The organism is Bradyrhizobium sp. S3.3.6, assembly GCF_040546905.1.
Taxonomy (GTDB): domain Bacteria; phylum Pseudomonadota; class Alphaproteobacteria; order Rhizobiales; family Xanthobacteraceae; genus Bradyrhizobium; species Bradyrhizobium cytisi.
Window position 1 is genome coordinate 224,574 of record NZ_JBEPOT010000005.1, and the last position, 24,550, is coordinate 249,123.

The following is a 24,550-nucleotide window of genomic DNA, read 5'->3' on the forward strand; positions in this document are numbered from 1 at the left end:
AGAGGGGCCGGGATGTTGGTCCCGCCCCCTCTTCCGTCGTGGCCGCTGGGAAGCGTCCTTGAATGAGATTAGCCGGCGCCCATCAGTGTCGCGGGACGGCGCTCGCCGGGCGAGAGGAACATGCGCTTCAGCTTGTTGACGGCGCGGATCATGAAGCCGATCACGGCCGGATTGGTCTTGCGGCAGAAGGCGATCTTCTTGACGTGGCCTTCGACATGCCATTTGGCATGCGCGCCATCGCGGAAGAAGACGACGTCGCCGACGCCGTAGCGCTTCGGCGGCATGCCGTCGCATTCGAGCACGATCGAGCCTTCCAGGATCATGATCGTCTCGTCGAAATCATAGTACCAGTTGAAACGGCCTTCGGTGCAGGACCAGATGATGGTCGAGGAGGTGCCGTCGGAGCTGGTCGACAGGGTGTGCGAGCGCGAGACCGGGTTGCCCTCGATGATCCAGGCCGGCTCGATCGGCCGCAGCTCCAGATCCACATTGCAACTACCGATTTCAATCAATGCCCGCGACATCTGCTTCCCCTGGAGGTAGAATATGATTAACCGGGTTTAAATCCCGGCTTGTTTCGAATGACCTCGGGACGCTAGTAGCCAGTTTTTAATTCTTCCTTACGCAGGCCCCGATAATCAGCCGCAAGTTGCAGATGCGAAGCGGTTAACGTCGAGATTTCCGTGCAAATTCGTGCACATGAACCCATCTTTCCCGGGGTGCGACATATTGCGCGAAGCGACTTGGAAGGAGCCCATCGATGCCCCTGACCCCAGAGGTTCTGACTGCCCAAGGCGAGGTCGTCGCCTGGCTTGGCAGCCTCGATGTCTCGTTCGCGACGGACGAGGAGCCCTGGTTCACGATCGACGGCGTCGAAAGCCCCCGGCAGATCGGCAGTGACGGCTCAGGCGGCGCCTTCATACTGCTGCCGCCGCAGAATGTACTCTACGTCTCATCGGAAGGACGCGCGGGCGTTATCGCAGACAGTTTCGACGCGTTCATCCAACTCGTCGTCGCCCGCCCCTATTGGCTCGACATCCTCAAATTCTCCGCCGGCGGCGATCTCCAGGAAATGCGGCGTGCCGCGGACGCGCTGGAGGCGACACTCGACGACGAGGACGACGTCAACGAGGCGAGAGAGGAGATCCGCTCCGCGCTCGACCTGCCGGAGGCGAGCGATCCGGTCGGCGCACTCTACGAGGCCGTCGCGGCTTCCGACGCCATCGTGCGGGCCACCGACGGGAGCCCGTTCACGACGCTGTTCAACCGCTTCAGCATCGACAGCAACCCGATGCTGCGCAACGCGGCAGCGTGAGCGGAAAGCCCTACTTCGCCCACTCGCCCTTGCGGAACACCGGGACCTTGCTGCCGTCGGCCAGAATGCCGTCGATGTCGGTCTCGGCCGAGCCGATCATCCAGTCGATATGGATCAGGCTCTGGTTGCCACCTTGCGCGGCGATCTGCTGCGGGGTGAGCTGCGCGCCGTTGACGAAGCACTTCGAGTAGCACTGGCCGAGCGCGATGTGGGACGCAGCGTTCTCGTCGAACAGCGTGTTGTAGAACAACAGCCCGCTCTGCGAGATCGGCGAGGAATGCGGCACCAGCGCCACTTCGCCGAGCCGGCGTGCGCCCTCGTCGGTGTCGAGCACCTTGTTCAGCACCTCCGCGCCGCGCGAAGCCTTGGCGTCGACGATCCTGCCGTCCTCGAAGCGCACCGCGATGTTGTCGATCAGCGTGCCCTGGTAAGACAGCGGCTTCGAGCTCACGACATGGCCATAGACCCGCCGGCAATGCGGCGTGGTGAAGACCTCTTCGGTCGGAATGTTGGCATTGCAGCTGATGCCGTTCTTGGAGAGCGAGGCACCGCCCTCCCATTCATGGCCATCAGCCAGGCCGATGGTGAGGTCGGTGCCCGGCCCTGAATATTGCAGCGCGCGGAAGCGCAGGCCGTTGAGCCAGTTGGTGCGCTCGCGCAGCACCGCATTATGGCTCGCCCAATTGGCCGTAGCGTCCTCGCAATCGACGCGGGACGCCGCGAAGATCGCGTCCGCGAGCTTGCCGACCGCGACCTCTTCGGGATCGTTCGGGAAGACCTGCTTCGCCCAGGACGGGCTCGGATAGGCGATGATGTTCCAGTTGGTGTCGAAATTGACGATCTTCTCCAGCGCCGGCTGATACGCCATGGAATTGGCCTTGCTGGCGCGCGCGACCTTGGAAGCATCTTCGCCCGACAGCAGCATCGGATTGTCGCCGACAATGGCGAGACGCGCAGTGTTGTTCGAGAACGCCTTCGCCATGCCCTCGTAGAGCCAGTTGGCGGCGCGATCAAAGCTGTTGTCGTGGCCGTGGCGATAGCGCGCCAGCGTCATCTCCTCGTCGGAGAGGATCGGCGTCACGATGCCGGCGCCGGCCTTGTAGGCGTGCGCAGCGATGCGGCGAACCAGCGGCAGCGCGATCGCCGGCGCCGTCAAGAGAAGGTCTTGTCCCGGCCGCAAGCCCAGTCCCACCTTCACCGCCACCTCGGCCAGCCGGTCGAGTTTCACGGGATCGATGGAAGTGACGGAATCGCGTTGATCGGTCATGCCGGGTCCCCTGTCGGAATCTCTCGTTCAATCTAAGTCTAGCATCTCAAGACACAAGTGTGCGAGAGTCTTGCGAGACGTGAAGATACGGAGTTTCACGCAGCTTGGTTTTCAACGCGTTGCCGATTTCAGCACCCGGTCGACCATATCAGGCGCCAGACCGAGGTAATTTTTCGGCGAAGTGAGGGCCTCGATGGTCGCGCGATCGATCTGGGCTGCGACGCGCGGATCGGCCGACAGCGCGTCGGCGAGGCTGATGGCCGTCTCGTTGGCGAGCAGGCAGGCGTCATAGACCACGTCGTGCGCATCCTGCCGGCCGATCTGCGGCGCCAGCCCCATCATGACCGCTTCGGCCACAATCAGACCGCGACTAAGGGCGAGGTTGTCGTTCATCTTTGCCTCGTCCACGATGAGGCCGGCGAGCGCGAACTTCGCCTGATGAAGGGAGCCTGCGGTCAGCACGAAACTTTCGGGGATCGCCATCCATTCGGCGTGCCACGGACCGGTGGCGCGCTCGAAATCCTGCACCATGGCATCCAGCATCAACCCGGCGTGCTGACGTACGGCCTTGGATGCGGCGAGCATCAGCTCCGAGGAGATCGGGTTGCGCTTCTGCGGCATGGTCGAGGAGGCACCGCGCCCCTTGACGAAGGGCTCATAGACCTCGCCGAACTCGGTCGAGGCCATGATCATGATATCGAGCGCGATCTTGCCGAGCGAGCCGGTGACGAGCGCGAGGAAATTCACGGCTTCGGCGAAGCCGTCGCGCGCGACATGCCAGGTGGAGGCGGGAACGCCGAGCTTCAGCTCGGCGCAGAGCGCCTCCTGCACCTCGAACCCCTTGTCGCCCAGCGAGGCCAGCGTGCCGGCGGCGCCGGCAAACTGACCGACGAGAACCCGCGGCTTCAATTGCTCAAGACGCTCGGCGTGGCGGTCGAACATCGCGAGCCAGATCGCGGTCTTGTAACCGAAGGTCACCGGCAGCGCCTGCTGGAGGTGGGTGCGGCCGGCCATCGGCGTGTCGCGATGGCGCTTGGAGAGATCGGCCAGGATTTTGCGCAGCTCGGCGATATCGCGCTCGACAATCTCCAGCCCCGCGCGCAATTGCAGCACCACGGCGGTGTCCATGATGTCCTGCGTGGTCGCGCCCCAATGCACATAGCGGCCGGCCTCGCCGCATTGCTTCACAATCTGATGCACCAACGGGAGAATCGGGTAACCGACGATGTCGGTCTCCTGCCGCAGCAGATCGAAGTCGAGCGCAGCGACATCGGTCCGCGCCGCAATCTGGTCGGCGGCCTCCTGCGGGATCACGCCGCATCGCGCCTCCGCCTTCGCCAGCGCCACCTCGATCTCGGCATAGCGCGCGACCAGCGCGACGTCGGAAAACACCTCGCGCATCGCAGGCGTGCCGAAGGCATCGCGAAACAGCACGGAGTCGAGCACGGTGGTCGAGGCGGGAAAAGCGGGCATGAGCGTTTCTTTGCGGCTGGCTTGTTTTATGTGGCGACAGCTTACGCAGGATATCCAGCGGAGCAATGAACATTCACTGTTGGACACACGGCCAATGTCGTCCCGACAAAAGCCAGCACATTGGTGAGATGTCGCGCTCGCTGTCTCAGCACCGTCATCCACACTGTCGCCGCGGCGGGATTCTGGATTGCTTCGCTGCGCTCGCAATGACGGCGACGCGAGTCGCATTCCTGTCCACACTTTAAGTGGTCACCTTCTAACTCAGGTTGCATTCCTCCGCGCAAATGGCATAGCAGCCATCTGGCCTCGCGGTGAACCGAACTGACCTTCCCGCGGACTCACAGACTTCAAGTCGAATCCCATTTGATTCCATTATTGCCTGATGTCGTTGTGAGGTCTGAGTTTTCGACGTGCAGTTTCTGTTCCAGGACCACCTTCTCGATACCGACCGGCGCGAGCTGAGTCGCGAGCAGGTTCCCGTGTCCGTGGAACCGCAGGTCTTCGACCTCGTGGTCCACCTGATGGAGAACCGCGACCGGGTCGTCAGCAAGGACGAGCTGATCGACAAGATCTGGCACGGCCGCAGCGTTTCCGAATCGACATTGACCAGCCGGATCAATGCCGCGCGCAAGGCGATCGGCGACAGCGGCGCGAACCAGGCGCTGATCCGCACCATCGCGCGCAAGGGCTTTCGCTTCGTCGGCGACGTCGAGACCAAGTCCGCCGCGGCAGCGATGGAACCGCGCCGCAGCGTCACAACGTCGCACGAGATACCTGCGCTGCCCGACCGCCCCGCGATCGCCGTGCTGCCCTTTACCAATATGAGCGGCGACCGCGAGCAGGACTATTTCTCCGACGGCATCAGCGAAGACATCATCACCGCATTGTCGAAGCTGCGCTGGTTCTTCGTCGTCGCGCGCAACTCCTCCTTCGTCTACAAGGGCCGCGCCGTGCATCTCCACGAGATCGCGCGCGAGCTCGGCGTACGCTACGTGCTCGAAGGCAGCGTGCGGCGAAGCGGCGATCGCGTGCGCATCTCCGCCCAGCTCAACGATGTCTCGACCGGCGGCCATCTCTGGGCCGAGCGCTACGACCGCGAGCTTGCCGACATCTTTGCCGTACAGGACGAGATCACCGAAGCCATCGTCGCCGCGATCGAGCCGCAGCTCTACGCCGCCGAAAATTTTCGCGCCCAGCAGAAGCCGCCGGGCAGCCTCGACGCCTGGGACTTCGTGATGCGCGCGCTGTCGCATTACTGGCACATCACGCGCGAGGACAATGCATCGGCGCAGGCGCTGCTCGAGCAGGCTATCGCGATCGACCCCGCCTATGGCAAGGCGCTGGGCCTGCTCGCCACCAGCCACATTTTTGGTGCGCATATGGGCTGGGCCGATATGGCCGCGACTGTCCCGGTTGCCGAACGCGCGGCGCTTGCCGCGGTCGAGGCCGATCGCGACGACGCCTGGGCCCATCACGGTCTCGCCTATGCCTATCTGTTCCGGCGTCGCTTCGACGACGCGCTGGCGGAATTCGAGCTGACGCTGACGCTCAATCCGAATTTCGCGATGGCCCACGCCTTCTACGGCGTCACGCTATGCTACGCCGGACGCTGGCAGGACGGCGATGCGGCTGCACGCCGCGCGCTACAGCTCAGCCCGCGCGATCCGCTTGCTGCGATCTATTGCGGCGTTGCCGGCTACGCCCAGTTCATCGGCCGCAATTACGAGGACGCCATGCAGATGGCGCGGGAATCGATGCGGCAGCGGGCCGATTTCGTCGGCGCGCATCGCGTGCTGACAGCGGCCGCCGGCATGTCCGGCGATCCCGCACTCGCCGCCTCCGCGCTGGAAGGATTGCGACGCACCCAGCCCGGCATCTCGCTCGCCTGGATCACGCGGGAGCTGCCGATGCTGCGGGAAGAGGACCGCGCGCATTATCTCGAAGGATTTCGGCGCGCGGGGATGAGGTAGATCCTTCTCTCCACAATGACGGTGCACCCTCGCCCCTTGTGGGAGAGGGTGGCTTCGATGCGTAGCATCGAAGCCGGGTGAGGGGTCTCTGTCCTCACGAGCAGTCTCGCGATTGGAGAAAACCCCTCATCCGGCGCTTCGCGCCACCTTCTCCCACAAGGGGAGAAGGGAAGAAGGCCCGCTACTCCTGCACCATCTCGCCGCTGCCGCCGAACTCGGCGGGAAAATCCTTCAGCTTGGGCAGGCCGTCGCGCATCGGCAGCACCGTCTCGGAATAGTTGACGTGGACGCCGGGCGTGAAGGCGAGCGTCGGGATGGTGGCGGTGAAGACGTCGATCAAATCGAGCGGCGGGTGGTTGGTCATGAGATGACCGCCGCACTTCCCGCAATATTTGCGCTGGCTGAGCGGCGTCTTGACGAAGGTCTCGACGTTCTGCGCGCCTTCGGTGATGCGCACGGCCTCCGGCTTCCACAGGCTGAAAGCGTTTACCGGTCCGCCCGACCACGAGCGGCAGGAACGGCAGTGACAATAGCCCATCGCCGCTGGTTCGCCCGTGACCTCGACCGTGACCGCGCCGCAGAAGCAGTGTCCGACATGTTTCATCTTGGTTGTCTCCTGAGGTGGAAATTGGGATTCAGATCCTTGGATAGCGAATGAAGTCCTGTCGCGCGTCCTCCGATCGGCGGACGCGCGACGGAACACACGGCGGCTAGACTGACCGGCGCCAGGGAATAAGCATCGACACCCGTTGTTTGTACTGCCGGTATTCGTCGCCAAAGAGATCGACGAGATCGTGCTCCTCCAGCGCGATGCCGACGAAGATGTAGGCCGTGGTCACGGCCGCGAACAGCAGATGGCCTGCGGTCATGGTCGGTGCCGCCCAGAAGGCGATGATGAAGCCGAGATAGATCGGGTGACGGACGAATTTGTAGAGCAGCGGCGTCTTGAACCGCGGCGGTGCGGCCTCCTTGCCGACGAGATGGTTGGTCACCTGATGCAATCCGAACAATTCGAAATGATTGATGATGAAGGTCGAGATGAACACCAGCACCCAGCCTGCGAACGACAGCGTGACCAGCGTCACGGCAAGATCCGGATCGGCGACGTCCCATATGACCGACGGCAACGGTCGCCACTGCCAGAACAGGAGGAGCAATGACAGGCTCGCGAACAGCACGTAGGTCGAGCGCTCGACCGGCTTGGGGACGAATCGGGTCCACCACGCCTTGAAGCGCTGGCGCGCCATCACGCTGTGTTGAACGGCGAACAGCGTCATCAGCAGCAGATTGATGATCACGGCTTCGGCCGTCGGCGTGTCGGTGCCGGTGTCGATGGTCTTCGGCACCACCAGCCCCATCACAAAGCCGATCGCGTAGACAATCGTAACGAAAAACACGAGATACGCCGCAATTCCGTAAAGAAAGGCGATGAACTTGAAAACTCTCGAGCCCGAAACGTCGGGGTGCAGGGAATGAACCTGATGATCAATTTGGGTCATAAGCAGCTCCGTTGTGCCAAAACATCGGCACTTCATTGGTCGCTGCACCATGCCGCATCGGACGTGCCCTGACTTTCGCGGACGGTTGATTTTCGCCTGAGACGACTTTGATTTTTGCTTGAGACGACAGAAACGTGCGATTTCTCTTTGAAAACAATGTGCTCGACGGCAACCTGCGGGAGCTGACCTGCGGCGGGACGGCCATTCCGTTGCAGCCGCAAGTGTTCGATCTCCTGCTTTATCTGGTCGCGGAACGCGCGCGGGTGGTCAGCAAGGATGACCTGATCAGCCAGATCTGGAGCGATCGCATCGTCTCGGATTCCGCGCTGAACAGCCGGATCAACGCCGCGCGCAAGGCGCTGGGAGACGATGGAGCGACGCAGCGGCTGATCAAGACGATTCCACGCAAGGGCTTTCGTTTCGTCGGCGAAGTTCGGGAAGATGTGGCAGCAAAGCCTATTCCGGCCGAGGTCGCACCGGGTTCCCCGCGCGTTGCCGCCGACCGTCCGGGCATCGCGGTGCTCGCCTTCGAGAACATGAGCGGCGATCCCGCCCAGGAATATTTCGGCGACGGAATCAGCGAGGACATCCTCACCGCGCTGTCGAAGCAGCGCTGGTTCATCGTGATCGCCCGCAACTCGTCCTTCACCTACAAGGGGCGCGCGGTCCACATCAAGCAGATCGCCGAGGAGCTCGGCGTTCGCTACATCGTCGAGGGCAGCGTGCGCAAGGTGGACAACCGCGTGCGCATCACCGCGCAGCTCAACGATGCCACCACCGGCGGGCATCTCTGGGCCGAGCGCTACGACCGCGAGCTGGTCGACGTCTTCGCCGTGCAGGATGAGATCACCGAGCGGATCGTCGCGGCGATCGAGCCGCAGATCCACGCCGCGGAGAATTTTCGTACGCATCGCAAGCCTCCATCGAGCCTGGATGCCTGGGACCTGCTGATGCAGGCGCTGTCGCATTACTGGCGGATAACGCCGCATGACCACGCCGCGGCGCAGAAGCTGCTCGAGCGCGCAATCGCGATCGATCCGGATTACGGCCAGGCGCTGGCGGTGCTGGCGGCGAGCCACATGTTCGGCGTGCATCTGGGCTGGGCGGAGCTCGCCACGACGGCGCCGATCGCGGAGAGCGCCGCGCTCGCCGCGATGCGCTGCGACCACGAGAATGCCTGGGCCCATGCCGCGCTCGGCAGCGTCTGCTTCTCGACGAGCCGGCTTGCGGACGCGCTGTCCGAGTTCGAGCAGGCGCTCGCGCTCAATCCGAACTTCTCGCTGGCACAGGGCTATTACGCGCTGGCGCTGTCCTATGCCGGACGACCTAGCGACTCGTTCGAGGCGGCGCAAAAGGCGATCAGGCTCTCGCCGCGCGATCCGTCGCTGGCGATCTATTACGGCATCGCCGGCTATGCGCGCTTCACCGAGCGGCGGTATGACGAGGCGATCGCGCTCGCGCGCGAGGCGATCCGCCATCGCGGCGATCTCACCGGCGCCTATCGCGTGCTCGCCGTTTCCGCCGGCATGACCGGCGACGGCGCGCTCGCGGATATGGCGCTGGGAGAGCTGCGCCGCACCCAGCCCAACATCTCACTGCATTGGATCGCGACGCAACTGCCGTGGGCCAATGACGCGGATCGCGAGCACTATCTGGAAGGATTTCGGCGCGCGGGGTTGAGGTGATCGGCGCGACTGACGCGCGGCTATTTCGTTTTGGCTTCCGTCTTGACCTGTATCGGCTTCGGTGCGGGCGCGGCGGCCCACTCCTTGTCGGCGCGGGGGCCGTTGAGGTCGCCGGTCAGGCCGACCAGCTGGCCGGGCTGCACGTCGAGGGTCTGCTGCCAGGTCTGGGTCTGGCACAACAACTTGATCAGGCAGCCCTTGAGCTTGAGGCGGTCGGCGGATTCGCGCCAGAGCGAGACCGAATAGAACTTGCCGTCCTCGGCATTGTAGATGTCGCCGGCGAACCGGCCATCGGACGTCGCCTGCAGGCCCATGATCAGCTGGTGGCCGAGCAGCGCGCGGGGGCGCTTGTCGGGGTCGGGATTTTCCTTGTCGCGGTGAGGCTGCCCGCGCTTGTCGGCCGGCTCCTTCATCCAGACGATGAAGCCGCAGATGCGGTCGCGCGTCGGTCCACATCGCTCCAGCCTGATACGCGCGCGACCGTCCTCGACGAGCCAGGTACCGCTGGGATCATTGGGCGTGACGGCGCCGGCGCGGCCGCCGAGCACCATCATCACGACGGTGATGGCGACGCGCAGCACGAAGCGAAGGAGAAAGTTCATCAGCGGCACTTTTCGTTGGCTGGGTTTGAGCGTCAGTTGAGTTGTGCCATCAGCGCGTCGGCGCCCTTATCAAGGCCGGCGGTGGCGGCCGCGAGCGCGCCGACGCTGGCCTTGATGTCGTAGGCGCCGGGGTATTGCTTGGTGACGTAGGCGCTGATCAGGCGCGAGGTTGCGGCGTCGAAGATCTCGACGCCATAGATGACCGAGCCGGTCATCATTCCCTCGCCATCACGCGCGGCCTGCACGCCGTTGTAGATCGCGCCGGCCATGTCGAAACGCGAAAGCGTGCCGAGCACGGGCGTGTTGGTGACGGCGCCGGTGAGCGTGAGCCTGATCCGAAGCGTGTTCGGCCCGCGCTCACGCACCACGGCGAAGCGGCCTCGCAGCCGATCTGCGAAGCAGTTCTGCATGTAGGCGGCGAGTGTCGCCTTGTCCTTGTCGGAGATGTCGCCGAACTGATGGTCCTTGCCGCGGTAGACCACGACCGGATCGAGCATCACTTTATGATAAGCGTGCCAGTCGACCGGTGTGGAGTAGCGGTAGGGCACGCGGCCGGAGCTATCCGACTTGTCCGGGGCCATGTAGGCCGAGGACGCCATCTCCGAATAGGGCACGGGCGCAACCGAGGCGCAGCCGGCGACGGCCGCGCCAAGCACCAGCGTTGCCAGACCGCGCAGGGCGATCGAGCGATCCATTGCAGAAACTCCTTTTGCGGCTCGTCGAAAGGCAAAGGCGACCGCAGCCGCGTGTGGGGCCAGACGCGGCTGCGGGGCTCACCATTGCCAACCCAAGGCATCGTCCGGGGCCAGTTCAGAAGCCTGGGGCCGCCTCAGTGTTGTTATATATAAAACCGACCAGTTGGTTTGTAAATTGCGAAGATGACACCTGGCACATTTGGCCGCAGGCGCAGCTTTGGGCAGCGGCCGGTTGGAATTTGTTAATGATGAATCAGGCGCGTTTGCGCGGGGTTGCGGCCTTTGCCGCCGGTGCTGCGCCGGACTTTGCGGCGCGTGCCTTGGTCGGCTGTTCCTTGGTCTGCCGTTCCTTGGCCGGCTGCTCGACGCCGGCCCATTGCCCGTCGTCGAGCAGACGCGCAAACAGGCGATCATGCTCGTCCTTGCTGAGCGGCGACATGCCGAATAGCGAGCTCAAAAGCAGTCCACGGGCCGCAGCCCAGCGCAACAGCGCGAGATCGGGATCGGCGGACTCCGCCTTGATGGCCGCCACTCTCTTCATCTCCCGCTCACGCGGCAACATCATCAGGCCGGGGTTCTCGACCATGGCCGCAACGAGCGCCAGCGCGGCGGAATTCGGCGACGTGGCCGCTTCCCGCACGGTGGCGAGCTGGGTCGCCAAATTGGGATTTGCCGAGGTTGCGCTCACCTTCGCCATATAGCCGGTCGAGAATTCCTCGAAATGCTCCATCTGCCGCTCCAGCAGCGCCTTGAGTACAGCTTCCTTGGTGCGGAACTGGTGCATCACGCCGCCCTTGCTGAGACCACTCTCGCGCGCGATGGCATCGAGCGTCAGCCGGCCGGGCCCGTCGCGCGCAATGATCCTGATCGCCGCTTCGAGCGCAGCGTTGCGGGATCGTTCGGAGCGTGTGGCATTGTCCATGGCCGACTTGTCTCCGTGACAAGAACATGAATCAAGTGAAAACAGGACGCGCTGTACATTTTTTGTGCGAACACTGTCGAGACTTTCATCTTGCGGCGCCGAATGAGACTATGTGAGCCTCGATGGTGGATGGGGACTGGGATGGGCCGGCCGTCGCTTCGCGCGCGAGGACGTTGCGAAGCGTTTACGGCTGGTCTCGCTTGAGAAAGATACGACATGTCGAAACGAGTGTTGCTTGGTCTCCTGCTGGCTTGCGGGCTCACGGCCTCGGCGCTGGCGCAAGAGCCCAAAATGGGGGGCACGATCAATGCCGTGATCCAGCCCGAGCCGCCCGGCCTGATGCTTGCGATGATCCAGAACGGTCCGACCCAGATGGTATCGGGCAACATCTTCGAGGGCTTGCTGCGCTACAGCCCCAAGCTCGAGCCGGTTCCGGAGCTCGCCGAGAGCTGGAGCGTCAGCGAGGACGCCAAGACCTACACCTTCAAGCTCAGGAAGGGCGTCACCTGGCATGACGGCAAGCCTTTCACCGCGGCCGATGTGCTGTTCTCGGTCGAGATGCTGAAGCAGACCCATGCGCGTGCCCGCAACAACCTCGCGCAGGTCGACAAGGTCGAGGCGCCCGACGATTATACTGTCGTCTTCACGCTGAAGCAGCCGTTCGGCCCGTTCCTCGGCATCTTCGAGGTCGGCTCGATGCCGATGGTGCCGAAGCATCTCTATGACGGCACCGACTGGAAGACCAATCCCTACAACAACGCGCCGGTCGGCACCGGCCCCTTCATGTTCAAGGAATGGCAGAAGGGCTCGTTCATCCGGCTGGTCAAGAACCCGAATTACTACGAGAAGGGCAAACCCTATCTCGACGAGATCTACTGGCAGATCATCCCCGACGCCGCCGCGCGCTCGGTGGCCTATGAGACCGGCAAGGTCGACGTGCTGCCCGGAGGCTCGGTCGAGAATTTCGACGTGCCGCGGCTGTCCAAGCTGAAGGACACTTGCGTCACCGGCGCGGGCTGGGAGTTCTTCTCGCCGCTGGCCTGGCTGTGGCTGAACAACCGCCAGGGACCGCTCGCCGACAAGCGGGTGCGGCAGGCGATCATGTATGCGATCGACCGCGATTTCGCCAAGGACGTGATCTGGAACGGGCTCGGCAAGGTCGCAACCGGTCCCTCGGCCTCGACCATCAAGTACTACACCGATGACGTGCCGAAATATCCGTACGATCCGGCCAAGGCCAAGGCGCTGTTGAAGGAAGCCGGCTACAAGGGCGAGAAGATCCGCATTCTGCCGCTCGCCTATGGCGAGACCTGGCAGCGCTGGGGTGAAGCCGTGAAGCAGAATCTCATGGACGTCGGCATGAACATCGAGACGATCGCCACCGACGTTGCCGGCGGCAACCAGAAGATCGGCGACTGGGATTACGATATCGCCTTCACCTATCTCTACCAGTACGGCGATCCCGCACTCGGCGTCGGCCGCAACTACGTCTCAAGCGCCATCGCCAAGGGCCAGGTGTTCAACAATGTCGAGGGCTACTCCAATCCGGAGATCGACAAGCTGTTCGCCGATGGCGCGGTCGCAACGCCAGACTCCAAGCGCAAGGAGATCTACGAGAAGGCGCAGAAGATCCTGGTCGAGGATGTGCCGGTGGCCTGGATGCTCGAGCTGCAATTCCCGACCATCATGCGCTGCAAGGTCAAGAACCTGATCACCACCGGGATCGGGGTCAATGACGGCTTCAAGGACGCATGGCTCGACAAGTGAGCCCTGCCCTCTTCTTCACCTCTCCCCGCGTGCGGGGAGAGGTCGAATGTGCGCATAGCGCACATTCGGGTGAGGGGGAGTCTCCACGAGTCCAACTGCTGATACCCTCGCGGAGAGTCCCCCTCACCCCAACCCTCTCCCCGCACGCGGGGCGAGGGAGCCCACCGTCACCGCGGCTCCAGGTCACGTTACAAGATATGACTCTCTAGATGCTCTCTTTCGTCGCTCAGCGTGTCGTGAAGGGCGTGATCGTCCTGCTCGCGATCGTCGTCCTCAATTTCTTCCTGATCCGGCTTGCGCCCGGCGACCCCGCGGTCGTGATGGCCGGCGAGGCCGGCGCCAGCGACCAGGTCTTCGTCCAGCAGCTGCGGGAAAAATTCGGCCTCGACAAGCCGCTGCCCGAGCAGCTCTTCATCTACGTCAAGGGCATCGCAACCCTCGACCTCGGCTTCTCCTTCCGCCAGCAGGCGCCGGTGTCGAAGTTGATCCTGGAGCGGCTGCCGGCAACGCTGTTGTTGACGCTGACCGCGTTCGCGATCTCGCTCGCGCTCGGGGTCCTGTTCGGCACTTTCGCCGCCCGCTTCGCCGGAACCTTCCTCGACACCGCCATCACCATCTTTGCGCTGATCTTCTACGCCATGCCGATCTTCTGGGTCGCGCTGATGGGAATCCTGCTGTTCTCGGTCGCGGTCGACTGGCTGCCGAGCTTCGGTTACGAGACGGTCGGCGCCAACCTCACCGGCCTCGCCCATCTCATCGACGTCGCAAAGCACCTGATCATGCCGGCGATGACGCTCGGCCTGTTCTTCATGGCGACCTATACCCGCATGACGCGCGCCTCGATGCTGGAGGTGAAGCGGCTCGACTTCGTCAAGACCGCGCGCGCCAAGGGCCTTTCCGACGCCGTGATCCAGCGCCGTCACGTGCTGCGCAACGCGCTGCTCCCCGTCGTCACGCTCGCCGGCGTCCATGCCGGCACACTGATCGGCGGCGCCGTCATCACGGAGACCGTGTTCGCCTGGCCCGGCATCGGGCGTCTGATGTACGACGCGCTGCTGCAGCGTGACTACAATCTGCTGCTCGGCGTGTTCGTGACCTGCTCGGTCATGGTGCTGATCTTCAACCTCATCACCGACCTGGTCTATCGCCTGGTCGACCCACGCATCGAATTCGCCGCATGAAACAGTTCTGGAAATCGATGCTGAAGAGCCCGAGCGGCGTCATCGGGCTCGTCATCCTGCTGCTTGCGATCTCGGTTGCGGTGTTCGGGCCGTTGCTGTTCCCGAACTCGCCCTGGCGCATGGTGCAACGGCCGTTCCTGCCGCCGTTCACGCTCGCGACCGTACCGCTGGGCACCGACGCACTTGGCCGCGACGTATTCGCCGGCATGATCTTTGGCGCACGCGTCTCGCTGCTGGTCGGCCTCGTCTCGACGCTGGTCGCACTCGTCGTCGGCGTGCCGATCGGCGCCATGGCCGGCTATTTCGGCGGCAAGGTCGATGACGCGCTGATGCGCTTCACCGAGTTCTTCCAGACCATTCCGAGCTTCGCGCTCGCGATCGTGCTGGTGGCAATCCTGCAGCCGTCGATCTACTCGATCGTGGCCTCGATCGCAGTGGTGAGCTGGCCGCCTGTCGCGCGCCTTGTCCGCGGCGAGGTGCTGTCGCTGCGCACGCGCGAATATGTCCAGGCCGCCGTGGTCACCGGGCAGAGCAACACCTGGATCATCCTGCGCGAGATTCTGCCCAACGCGCTGTCGCCGGTGATCGTGCTGGCCTCGCTGATGGTGGCGACCGCAATCCTGCTGGAATCCTCGCTGTCCTTTCTCGGCCTCGGCGATCCCAATCTGATCTCGTGGGGCTACATGGTCGGCGCCGGCCGCACCGTGATCCGCCAGGCCTGGTGGATCACCGTGTTTCCCGGCGTCGCGATCCTGATCTCCGTGTTGGGACTGAACCTGATTGGCGAAGGCCTCAACGACGCGCTCAATCCGCGCCTGTCGCGGGAAGGACGCTGATGATGACCGCTCCTCCCGCCGTCTCGATCAAGAACCTGCGGATCGCGCTGCCCAAGGGCGCCGAGCGTCCCTTCGCCGTCGACGGCGTCTCGCTGGATTTGCGCCCCGGCAAGATCGTCTGCGTGGTCGGCGAATCCGGCTCCGGCAAGTCGATGTGCGCGCATGCGCTGATGGGGCTGCTGCCGGATACGGTGAGCGTCACTTCCGGCGAGATCCAGTTCGAAGGCCGCGACCTGCTCAAGCTCGACGATGACAGGTGGCGCGACCTGCGCGGCCGTCGTCTCGCGATGATCTTTCAGGAGCCGATGACCGCGCTCAATCCTTTGATGCGGATCGGCGATCAGATGGCGGAGATGTTCGAGGCCCACGGTCTGCTCACGCCGAGAGAGCGACGCGCGAAGGCGCTGTCGCTGGCGCGCGAGGTCGGCCTGCCCGACCCCGAACGCATCGTGCGCGCCTATCCGCACCAGCTCTCCGGCGGCCAGCGCCAGCGCGCCATGATCGCGATGGCGCTCGCGCTCGAGCCGGCCGTGCTGGTCGCCGACGAGCCGACCACCGCGCTCGACGTCACGACACAGGCACAGATCCTGAAACTGATCCGCAATCTCCAGCGCAGCCGCAACATGGCGGTGATGTTCATCACTCATGACTTTGGTGTCGTCGCCGATATCGCCGACCAGGTCGTGGTGCTCCGGCATGGCAAGGTCGTGGAGGAAGGCCCCGCCGCGACCGTCTTCAACGAGCCACAGCACGATTACACCAAGGCACTGCTCGCCGCCGTGCCGTCGATGCACCCGCCGGCGCGCGCGCCCCTCGACGATCTGGCCCGAGCCGTCGAAGTGATCGGGCTCGACAAGACCTACGTCACCTCGGGCGGCTGGTTTCGCGAAGACCGTCGCGTCGATGCCGCGCGCGCGGTGAACTTCAACATCCTCAAGGGCGAGACGCTCGGCCTCGTTGGCGAGTCCGGCTCCGGCAAATCGTCGGTGGCGCGGCTGGTGATGCGGCTGATCGAGGCCGATCGCGGCACGGTGCGGATCGGCGACACCGATCTCACGAAACTCTCAGGCAAGGCGCTGCGCGCCGAACGCCATCGCATCCAGATGATCTTTCAGGATCCGTTCGCTTCGCTCAACCCGCGCCGCAAGATCGGACACATCATCGCCGACGGCCCGATCGCGGCCGGCGCCGATTCGAAGGCCGCATTCGACCGCGCTCGCGATCTCCTCAAGATGGTCGGCCTGGACGCCGGGGCGCTCGAACGCTATCCGCATGAATTCTCCGGCGGCCAGCGCCAGCGCATCGGCATTGCGCGCGCGCTCGCGCTCGAACCCGAGATCATCGTCGCCGACGAAGCCGTCTCCGCACTCGACGTCTCGGTGCAGGCGCAGGTGCTGAGGCTGCTCGAAGACCTCAAAGCGCGCCTTGGGCTCTCGATGCTGTTCATCACCCACGATCTGCGCGTCGCCGCCCAGATCTGCGACCGCATAGCGGTGATGCAGCGTGGCGTCATCGTCGAGCTGAAGCCGACCGCGCAGCTCTTCGCCGCGCCCGAGCATCCCTATACGCGCGAGCTGCTCGCGGCGGTGCCGGGGCAGAAGGAGCGCGCGCCGGCAGCGTGACTCGGACGGTATTCGGTTCGGCTCCGGACAATTGGACCGAATCGAACCGAATCCGCAGCGCCGGCGCAGTCACGCGCTTTTTATTCCTCGTGACCGCCCGCGCAGCTTCAAAGCTGGAGACGGCCTCCTACATCGAATTGGAATGATCTCCATCATCTCATGGTGGATTTGCCGATAGATTTGGAGCCGACATGGGCCAGGTTATTCAGTTCGTTTCAAAATCCGAGCGCGAACGCGTTCGCCTCATCCAGGAAGCACGCGCGATCTATGACAGCATCTTCCCGTCGGCTGATCCGGTAAGCGAGCGGCAAGACAAGGCGGCGATCGGCCGCGACGGCGTGAGTAACCTCTCGTGATCAAGATCATCGCAGTGCTCTGCAGTCTCTCGACTCCGGGAAATTGCCACGAGCAGATTGTCACCACGTCTGACCTCGCCGAGATCTCGATGCGGTCCTGCATGATGGGCGCACCGCAGCTTGCCGAATGGATGAACCAGCATCCCGCCGAGCGGCTGGCGGGATGGCGCTGCGTGATGGGTCAACAGGGCGGCAGAGGCACCTAGCGCCGCTCTCAAATGATACTCCCGTTGCTGGGCTTGATCAGGCAACGCGCGGCGCGGAAGCGCTGACGCGCGCGGCAGTCAGGCCCTATCGCATCGGCGGATTGGTGTTGCTCCAGGTCGGGGCTGCGTTGGTGACGCCGACCGACGGCCAGTTATATGTTCCGATCGAGGGTGCCGTCACCGTCCCGACAGACTGGCCGGATGTCCCATAATAGGTCCTCGGCTGCGCCGCAGTCGCTCCGGGGCCGCTATTGGTCGGTGCCATCACGCCCGTGGCATAATGTCGGCTCGACCTGTGCTTCTTCGCTTCAGCCGCGAACGGCGCGGCAAGCAGTCCGGTCGTGATGAGTGCGGCTATGACGAGCCTGGTCGTTGTCATGACTGATCCCTTCATTCGCTCCGCGCCTGCTGCGCCATATGTTCATTCATCAAAGAATTCCCATAGGCCCCCGTTCATAACTCCGTGTGCGCGGAAACGTGCCGTAGCGCCATGACGCCGCACAATCAGCGCCGCCTGGGCCGGCACGCCGAACGACCATGGCTGCCTTCGGATGGACCCGAATCAGCATTAGTGCATTGGCTTCAGCAGTCTCCCGAATGCGAGTAGCATGACCGGCCCCGAATTGAAGCAACTCCGCGCCGACCTTTCCGACGCCATCGAGCGCGAGCTCACCGCGGTCGACATGGCGAAACTGTGTGCCTTGCCGGAGAAGGGCGGTGCCGACACGATCCGGCGTTGGGAGGTGAGCGGGCCGGCGCTGGCCGCGACCAAGGTGCTGCGCGTGCTCGCGATGGCGAGCGAGCGCTATCCGATCCTGGAGAAGTTCGACATCTTCGATCGCCACGACGTGCGCGTGGAGGACCGGCCGGCGAAGCGCGCGGCCTTTCGCGCGCAGATGCGCGACGAGGTGCTGCGGCGTCTTGGTTAACAAGAAGCGCGTACAAGTTACCGAGAGGCTCCCGGATTAAGCCTTCCTTCACCACTTCTTAAGCTGGCATTAATCACGAAAATCATTTAGCGCCCAATAACTTAGGTTGGCTGTCGTTGTGCCATGCATGTGACAGCATTTTCGTCAAAAGCCGGCTATCTGCAAAACCAACGACGGCGCGGAAAGCGCGCCTGCCGGGAACATAAGTGCTGGAGTTTGGACTATGAAGAAGATTCTGTTTGCGACCGTGGCGCTGCTCGTGGTGGGCGCGGCTGCGCCGGCGATCGGTGCCGATCTCGGCGCCCGCCCCTATTACAGCAAGGCTGCGCCGGCCTATGCCGCGCCGATCTACAACTGGACCGGCTTCTATATCGGCGCGCATATCGGCGGCGCGTTCTCCAGCGACAACAATTTCAACGGCCTCTCCACCGGCAACAACGGCAACGGCCGTTTCCTCGGTGGTCTGCAGGCTGGTGCAGACTGGCAGTTCAACCCGAGCTGGGTGATCGGTGCTGAAGCTCAGTATTCCTGGCTCTCCGGCAATGTCGGCGCAGTGTTCCCGGGCGGCGTGGCCTACACCAACGACCAGCGCGGCCTCGGCTCGATCACCGGCCGCGTCGGCTACACCTGGGGCCCGGGCCTGCTCTACGTGAAGGGCGGCTACGCCTATTCGGACAACAACGAGAAGGTGACGATCGGCGGCGTGCCGACCGGCTTCATCATCGCCGGCGATCACCGCAACGGCTACACCGTCGGCGCCGGCCTCGAGTACATGTTCGCGCCGAACTGGTCGGCCAAGGCCGAGTACCAGTATTACAATTTCGGCGACGCGCACTTCACCGCGGGTCCGCTGGTCGGCACCGGCAACTTCACCACCGACGACCACACCTTCAAGGCCGGCCTCAACTACCGCTTCAACTGGGCGAGCCCGATGGTCGCGCGCTACTGATCGCGCCTTCAAAAAATCCCTTCGCTATCGAGGGCCGGCACCGCTGCCGGCCCTTCCTTTTTCGCTCTGCGGAACTTGCCAAGCGTGCCAAGCAATTGTGCAACTTGCGATTTTTTAACCCGCGCCGAGGATACTGCGCAGCGAAAATAAGAGATTACGGGCGTGGGGGAATTTTCGATGGCGATCCGTCTGAGCTTGGGCCGATTGAAGCCGCGTTTCAAAATGCCGAAATGGGGCCTGCGCGGCAGCCTGTTTGCGGCCTTTGCCGTGATCGCGGGCATGGGCCTCGTGATCGCCGCCGGCGCCGGCTTCGTGTTCAACCATCTCGGCACCACCATGATGGATCTGAGCGGTCGCGACATCCCGCGCCTGTCCGCGAGCCTGCAGCTCTCCTCGCAGAGCGCGACGCTGGCAGCGCAAGGACCGGGCCTGCTCGCATCTCCAAGTGATGATGCGCTGAACGAGCGCACCAAGAACGTGAAGGACATCCAGCACCTCGCGATGGCCAAGCTCGGCGAGATCATCGAGCTCGGCGCCGACAAGCAGGTCGCCAGCGCGCTCGGCGAAACCGTCAAGAGCATCGATGAAGCCACCAAGAGCCTGGTGTCGGCGGCGAAGGAGCGCCTCGACACGATTGCGCTGCATAACAAGCAATATGAGGCGCTGCGCAAGGCGCAGCTCGCCTTCGTCGGCGCAGCCAACCCCGCAATGCTGGATACCCAGACACGGCTGAGCGCAATCCTGGCATCGACAAACGTGTCGGCAGACGACGCCATGGAGGCCGTCCGCTCCGTCGGTCAGATCAGCACGGTGCTTGCCAACGGAAATCTGATGGCCGCTGACATGATGGCCGCCTTGTCCGCCAACTCCAGCGATACGCTGGAGACGATCGAACACGAATTCAAGGCGGTCCGCGACCGCGTCAAGTGGAACCTGGAGGACCTGCCCGACACTCCCGCAACCACTGCGGTGAAGGTCGCAATGCAGAAATTGCAGACGTTCGGCGAGGGCAAGACCGGCGTGTTCAAGATTCGCCAGAAGGAGCTCGACGCGATCGACTACGGCCAGACCATCCTGGACGAGACCCGCAAGCTCAATGTCGGTCTCGGCATCAGCGTGCAGCAGCTCGTCGACGGCGTGCAGAAGGAGACCAATGCGTCGACCTTCCAGGCGCGCCAGGAGATCTCGCTCGCCACCACCGCAATGCTGGCCCTGGGCGGGCTCACCCTGATCGGCTCGGCGCTGTTCGTCTGGCTCTATGTCGGCCGCAACATCCTGCGCCGCATCCGTGAGCTTCAGCGCGCCATGCAGCTGCTCTCGGCCGGCGACCTCGACACCGAGATCGTCCGCTCCCGTCAGAACGACGAGATCGGCGCGATGAAGGAAACGCTGACGGTGTTCCGCGACAGCATGATCGAAGCCCGGGCGCTTGCGAGCGAGCAGGACAAGGATCGTGTCGTCAAGGCCGAGCGTGCCGCGCATATGGAGGCAAAGATCGCGGAGTTCGAGGGCGCGGTGCGCACCGCGCTCGACAATCTCGCGCAATCGGCCAATTCGATGCAGTCGACTGCGCAGAGCATGTCCAACACCGCGGATCAGTCCAGCGCGCTGGTGAACGCAGTCGCCTCCGCGGCGGAGGAGACCTCGGTCAACGTGCAGACCGTATCGTCAGGCACCGAGCAGCTGTCGTCCTCGATCGAGGAGATCAGCAAGCAGGTCGTCACCTCGGCCGCGATCGCCAAGAAGGCGGTTGACGAGGCCGGCGCCACCGACGCCACGGTGCAGAGCCTTGCCGATAGCGCAAGCCGCATCAGCGTCGTGGTCGACCTGATCCAGACGATTGCGTCGCAGACCAATCTGCTCGCGCTCAACGCCACCATCGAGGCGGCGCGCGCGGGCGAGGCAGGCCGCGGCTTTGCAGTGGTTGCCTCCGAAGTGAAGAGCCTCGCCAGCCAGACCGCGAAGGCGACGGAGGAGATCCGCACCCAGATCGCCAGCATGCAGCAGGTCACGACCTCCGCCGTCGGCGCCATCCAGGGCATCGGCCGGATCATCGGCGAGATCGACAACGTCACCACGACGATCGCGGCTGCGGTCGAGGAACAGGGCGCTGCGACCCGCGAGATCGCCCGCAACATCCAGCATGCGGCCGGCGGCACCAGCGAGGTCTCCAGCAACATCGTCGGTGTCTCCACGGCTTCAGCCGAGGCCGGCGCCGCGGCGACCGAGGTGCTGAATGCATCGGACGCCCTCCGCCGCGAAGCCGATATGCTGCGAGGAGAGATCGACGCGTTCCTCAACAACATGCGGGCGGCGTAAGGACGCCGTCCCTTAGCCCGGATCGAGCCCGTAATCCGGGCTACGGAAAACTGCGCGGAATGACCGCCATGCGGACGGGCCGCGGGTTCTTTTTCGGCTGGCGCCCCGCCCGCGCTGGGTTTAAGCGGATAGCATGAACGCAAAAACCGACACCGTGCCGTCCTCCGCCGAGGCCCTGCGCTATCCCTGGGAACAGCATCCCGGCCCCGAAGAGGTCGTGGAAGTCAGGCCCGGCGTGTTGTGGGCACGGCTGAAGCTGCCGTTCCGCCTCAACCATGTGAACATCTATCTGCTCGCCGATGGCGACGGCTATGCGATGGTCGATGCCGGCTTCGGCAACGAGGAGACGATCGAGGCCTGGACAAGACTGTTCGAAGGGCCGCTGAAGGGCGTCCACATCACCCGCCTCATCGTCACCCACTCGCACCCCGATCATGTCGGCCTTGCCGGGTGGATCGTCGAGCGGTTCAACTGTCCGCTGGTGATGTCGCAGGTCGAATATCTGCAATCGGTCTATCACCAGAACCGCGGCACCGAAGAGCGGCGCGAAGCGCAGCGGCTGTTCTTCCGCCGCCACGGCATGGACGAGTCGCTCACCGAAAAGCTGCTCGGCCGCGGCCAGGACTATCTCAAGCGCGTTTCGGTGCTGCCGCCTTCCTACCGCCGCATCTCGCATGGCGACGAGGTCGTGATCGGCTCGCGCCGCTTCAAGGTGATCACCGGCGGCGGGCATGCGCTCGACCAGGTGATGCTGTATTGCGCCGACGACAAGCTGTTCCTCTCCGCCGACCAGGTGCTGAGCAAGATCTCCCCGAATGTCAGCGTGTGGGCGGTCGAGCCCGACCAGAATTCGCTCGGCGAATATCTGGCCTCGCTCGCGAGCCTCACCACCACCCTGCCCTATGATCTGCTGGTGCTGCCCGGCCATGGCGTGCCGTTCTACGGACTGAAGACCCGCATCAAGCAGCTCGCCGACCACCACGAGGAGCGCTGCCGCCTGATCGCGGAAGCCTGCCGCGAGGTGCCGCAGACCTCGCGCGCCCTGGTGCCTGTGGTGTTTAACAAGCATGTGCTGGACGAGCACCAGATGGGCTTCGCCGCCGGCGAGCTCGTCGCCCACGTCAACTATATGATTGTCGAGGGCCGGCTGACCGCCGAGACCAAGGACGGTGTGCTCCAGTTCAGGACAACGTGAGCGTTGTCATAGCCTCGCCCCGCTTGCGGGGAGAGGCCGGCGCGCGAATGCGCGGCGGGTGAGGGGGACTCTCCGCGAGTCCAATTCTCACCGTCCCCGTGGAGACCCCCCTCACCCCACCCTCTCCCCGCAAGCGGGGCGAGGGAGCAGCCGGATGCTGCAAAGCAGCATCAAAGGTCGCGCGGACTTGATCGGGATCAAGCTTCAAATCGCACGATAGGGCATTTTGCCCAAATGCCCGTCACGCCCAAATGTGGGATAGCGCATAGACACTAGAGTTGGAAAAGCTCTAAGTAGATGCGCCCTTTTGGTCAGTTCCGTCTCAGGTTGCACCGATGGATTACGCCCAGTTCTTCAGTTCCGCCCTCGATCGCCTCCACACCGAGCGGCGCTACCGCGTGTTCGCCGACCTCGAGCGTATCGCCGGCCGGTTCCCGCATGCGCTCTGGCACTCGCCGAAGGGCAAGCGCGACGTCGTGATCTGGTGCTCCAACGATTACCTCGGCATGGGCCAGCACCCGAAGGTGGTCGGCGCCATGGTCGAGACCGCAACCCGCGTCGGCACCGGTGCAGGCGGCACCCGCAACATCGCCGGCACGCATCATCCGCTGGTGCAGCTCGAGGCCGAGCTCGCCGACCTTCATGGCAAGGAAGCCGCACTGCTGTTCACCTCGGGCTACGTCTCGAACCAGACCGGCATCGCCACCATCGCAAAGCTCATTCCGAACTGCCTGATCCTGTCGGACGAGCTCAACCACAATTCGATGATCGAGGGCATCCGCCAGTCCGGCTGCGAGCGGCAAGTGTTCCGCCACAACGATCTCGGCGACCTCGAAGCGCTCCTGAAGGCCGCCGGTCCGAACCGGCCGAAGCTGATCGCCTGCGAGAGCCTCTATTCGATGGACGGCGACGTCGCCCCGCTCGCAAAGATCTGCGACCTCGCCGAGAAGTACGGCGCGATGACCTATGTCGACGAGGTTCACGCCGTCGGCATGTACGGCCCGCGCGGCGGCGGCATTGCCGAGCGTGACGGCGTCATGCATCGCATCGACATCCTCGAAGGCACGCTGGCCAAGGCGTTCGGCTGCCTCGGCGGCTATATCGCGGCCAACGGCCAGATCATCGATGCGGTGCGCTCCTATGCCCCGGGCTTCATCTTCACTACCGCGCTGCCGCCGGCGATCTGCTCGGCCGCGACCGCCGCGATCAAGCATCTGAAGACCTCGAGCTGGGAGCGCGAGCGCCACCAGGATCGCGCCGCCCGCGTCAAGGCGATCCTCAATGCCGCCGGCCTGCCGGTGATGTCGAACGACACCCATATCGTGCCGCTGTTCATCGGCGATGCCGAGAAGTGCAAGCGGGCCTCGGATATGCTGCTCGAGGATCACGGCATCTACATCCAGCCGATCAACTATCCGACCGTCGCCAAGGGCACCGAGCGCCTGCGCATCACGCCCTCGCCCTATCATGACGACGGCCTGATCGATCAGCTCGCCGAAGCGCTGTTGCAGGTGTGGGACCGCCTGGATCTGCCGCTGCGCGCGAAGTCGCTGGCGGCGGAGTAGGCTCGCTCCCCTTTGCCTCTCCCCGCTTGCGGGGAGAGGCCGGATCGCATCGCCAGATGCGATCCGGGTGAGGGGGAGTCTCCGCGAGTCCAACTCTGACCGTCCCCGCGGAGAGCCCCCCTCACCCCACCCTCTCCCCGCAAGCGGGGCGAGGGAGCGCAAGCAGCTCACCCCGCGACTTAACGACAACCTCAGTT

The 24,550-nt window shown here is 64.0% G+C and carries 23 protein-coding genes; 14 read left to right on the top strand and 9 right to left on the bottom strand.

What is annotated here, in order from left to right; genetic code table 11:
* Nucleotides 1-68: 68 nt before the first annotated feature.
* Nucleotides 69-524 carry a cupin domain-containing protein gene (locus tag ABID59_RS17480; protein ID WP_354084176.1) on the bottom strand — a complete coding sequence of 152 codons (456 nt, stop codon included), beginning with the start codon at nt 522-524 and terminating at the stop codon, nt 69-71.
* A 236-nt stretch (nt 525-760) separates the two neighbouring features.
* On the opposite strand from ABID59_RS17480, the gene ABID59_RS17485 reads away from it, so the two are divergent.
* Complete coding sequence (locus tag ABID59_RS17485) at nt 761-1,315, top strand: hypothetical protein (RefSeq protein WP_354031599.1); 555 nt, start codon at nt 761-763, stop codon at nt 1,313-1,315.
* 10 nt (nt 1,316-1,325) lie between these two features.
* On the opposite strand, the gene ABID59_RS17490 is transcribed toward ABID59_RS17485, so the two are convergent.
* Entirely contained in the window at nt 1,326-2,582 is a 1,257-nt protein-coding gene (locus tag ABID59_RS17490) for an aminopeptidase (protein ID WP_354084177.1), read from the bottom strand.
* Nucleotides 2,583-2,693: 111 nt separating this feature from the next.
* A complete protein-coding gene (gene pcaB / locus ABID59_RS17495; RefSeq protein WP_354084178.1) occupies nt 2,694-4,055 on the bottom strand; it encodes a 3-carboxy-cis,cis-muconate cycloisomerase in 1,362 nt (453 codons plus the stop codon).
* Nucleotides 4,056-4,465: 410 nt separating this feature from the next.
* On the opposite strand from pcaB, the gene ABID59_RS17500 reads away from it, so the two are divergent.
* Nucleotides 4,466-6,025 (top strand): winged helix-turn-helix domain-containing tetratricopeptide repeat protein, encoded by a 1,560-nt coding sequence (locus ABID59_RS17500; protein WP_354031597.1) that lies wholly within the window; start codon nt 4,466-4,468, stop codon nt 6,023-6,025.
* A 181-nt stretch (nt 6,026-6,206) separates the two neighbouring features.
* On the opposite strand, the gene ABID59_RS17505 is transcribed toward ABID59_RS17500, so the two are convergent.
* A complete protein-coding gene (locus ABID59_RS17505; RefSeq protein ID WP_148754365.1) occupies nt 6,207-6,629 on the bottom strand; it encodes a GFA family protein in 423 nt (140 codons plus the stop codon).
* A gap of 106 nt (nt 6,630-6,735) precedes the next feature.
* Nucleotides 6,736-7,524, bottom strand: coding sequence for a methanethiol S-methyltransferase (gene mddA, locus ABID59_RS17510; RefSeq protein ID WP_148754366.1), 789 nt, complete (start codon nt 7,522-7,524; stop codon nt 6,736-6,738).
* Nucleotides 7,525-7,658: 134 nt separating this feature from the next.
* Here mddA and ABID59_RS17515 point away from each other — a divergent pair, with 134 nt between their 5' ends.
* Complete coding sequence (locus ABID59_RS17515; protein ID WP_354084179.1) at nt 7,659-9,209, top strand: winged helix-turn-helix domain-containing protein; 1,551 nt, start codon at nt 7,659-7,661, stop codon at nt 9,207-9,209.
* A gap of 20 nt (nt 9,210-9,229) precedes the next feature.
* Here ABID59_RS17515 and ABID59_RS17520 read toward each other — a convergent pair whose 3' ends face one another.
* The 3 genes from ABID59_RS17520 to ABID59_RS17530 all read right to left on the bottom strand — a co-directional run bounded on the left by ABID59_RS17520 (nt 9,230) and on the right by ABID59_RS17530 (nt 11,428).
* Nucleotides 9,230-9,811 (bottom strand): DUF2147 domain-containing protein, encoded by a 582-nt coding sequence (locus tag ABID59_RS17520; RefSeq protein ID WP_148754368.1) that lies wholly within the window; start codon nt 9,809-9,811, stop codon nt 9,230-9,232.
* Nucleotides 9,812-9,843: 32 nt separating this feature from the next.
* Nucleotides 9,844-10,506, bottom strand: coding sequence for a DUF3313 domain-containing protein (locus ABID59_RS17525; protein WP_354084180.1), 663 nt, complete (start codon nt 10,504-10,506; stop codon nt 9,844-9,846).
* A gap of 253 nt (nt 10,507-10,759) precedes the next feature.
* A complete protein-coding gene (locus ABID59_RS17530) occupies nt 10,760-11,428 on the bottom strand; it encodes a TetR/AcrR family transcriptional regulator (RefSeq protein ID WP_148754370.1) in 669 nt (222 codons plus the stop codon).
* A 216-nt stretch (nt 11,429-11,644) separates the two neighbouring features.
* Between ABID59_RS17530 and ABID59_RS17535 the strand changes: the two genes are divergently transcribed.
* From ABID59_RS17535 to ABID59_RS17560, 6 genes are all read left to right on the top strand, one after another.
* Nucleotides 11,645-13,195, top strand: a complete 1,551-nt coding sequence (locus ABID59_RS17535) for an ABC transporter substrate-binding protein (RefSeq protein WP_354084181.1) — start codon at nt 11,645-11,647, stop codon at nt 13,193-13,195.
* Between the two features lie 209 nt (nt 13,196-13,404).
* Nucleotides 13,405-14,376 (top strand): ABC transporter permease, encoded by a 972-nt coding sequence (locus ABID59_RS17540; protein ID WP_354031591.1) that lies wholly within the window; start codon nt 13,405-13,407, stop codon nt 14,374-14,376.
* A complete protein-coding gene (locus ABID59_RS17545; protein ID WP_354084182.1) occupies nt 14,373-15,212 on the top strand; it encodes an ABC transporter permease in 840 nt (279 codons plus the stop codon). The genes ABID59_RS17540 and ABID59_RS17545 overlap by 4 nt, the downstream gene beginning before the upstream one ends.
* 2 nt (nt 15,213-15,214) lie before the next feature.
* Nucleotides 15,215-16,834, top strand: a complete 1,620-nt coding sequence (locus ABID59_RS17550) for an ABC transporter ATP-binding protein (RefSeq protein ID WP_354084314.1) — start codon at nt 15,215-15,217, stop codon at nt 16,832-16,834.
* A gap of 191 nt (nt 16,835-17,025) precedes the next feature.
* The gene (locus tag ABID59_RS17555) at nt 17,026-17,190 is read left to right on the top strand and encodes a hypothetical protein (RefSeq protein ID WP_354084183.1); all 165 of its coding nucleotides are present in this window, start codon (nt 17,026-17,028) and stop codon (nt 17,188-17,190) included.
* Nucleotides 17,187-17,396 (top strand): hypothetical protein, encoded by a 210-nt coding sequence (locus ABID59_RS17560; protein WP_148754375.1) that lies wholly within the window; start codon nt 17,187-17,189, stop codon nt 17,394-17,396. The genes ABID59_RS17555 and ABID59_RS17560 overlap by 4 nt, the downstream gene beginning before the upstream one ends.
* An 85-nt stretch (nt 17,397-17,481) precedes the next feature.
* Here ABID59_RS17560 and ABID59_RS17565 read toward each other — a convergent pair whose 3' ends face one another.
* Complete coding sequence (locus ABID59_RS17565) at nt 17,482-17,775, bottom strand: hypothetical protein (protein ID WP_187435218.1); 294 nt, start codon at nt 17,773-17,775, stop codon at nt 17,482-17,484.
* 229 nt (nt 17,776-18,004) lie between these two features.
* Here ABID59_RS17565 and ABID59_RS17570 point away from each other — a divergent pair, with 229 nt between their 5' ends.
* The 5 genes from ABID59_RS17570 (at nt 18,005) to hemA (ending at nt 24,353) form a co-directional block, all read left to right on the top strand.
* The gene (locus ABID59_RS17570) at nt 18,005-18,325 is read left to right on the top strand and encodes a hypothetical protein (protein WP_354084184.1); all 321 of its coding nucleotides are present in this window, start codon (nt 18,005-18,007) and stop codon (nt 18,323-18,325) included.
* Nucleotides 18,326-18,548: 223 nt separating this feature from the next.
* Nucleotides 18,549-19,274 (top strand): outer membrane protein, encoded by a 726-nt coding sequence (locus ABID59_RS17575; protein ID WP_354031587.1) that lies wholly within the window; start codon nt 18,549-18,551, stop codon nt 19,272-19,274.
* Between the two features lie 177 nt (nt 19,275-19,451).
* The gene (locus ABID59_RS17580) at nt 19,452-21,593 is read left to right on the top strand and encodes a methyl-accepting chemotaxis protein (protein ID WP_354084185.1); all 2,142 of its coding nucleotides are present in this window, start codon (nt 19,452-19,454) and stop codon (nt 21,591-21,593) included.
* 133 nt (nt 21,594-21,726) lie between these two features.
* Nucleotides 21,727-22,788: an MBL fold metallo-hydrolase gene (locus tag ABID59_RS17585; protein WP_354084186.1), complete on the top strand. Its 1,062-nt coding sequence runs from the start codon at nt 21,727-21,729 to the stop codon at nt 22,786-22,788.
* A gap of 335 nt (nt 22,789-23,123) precedes the next feature.
* Nucleotides 23,124-24,353, top strand: coding sequence for a 5-aminolevulinate synthase (hemA, locus tag ABID59_RS17590; RefSeq protein ID WP_354084187.1), 1,230 nt, complete (start codon nt 23,124-23,126; stop codon nt 24,351-24,353).
* The last annotated feature ends 197 nt before the right edge of the window (nt 24,354-24,550 follow it).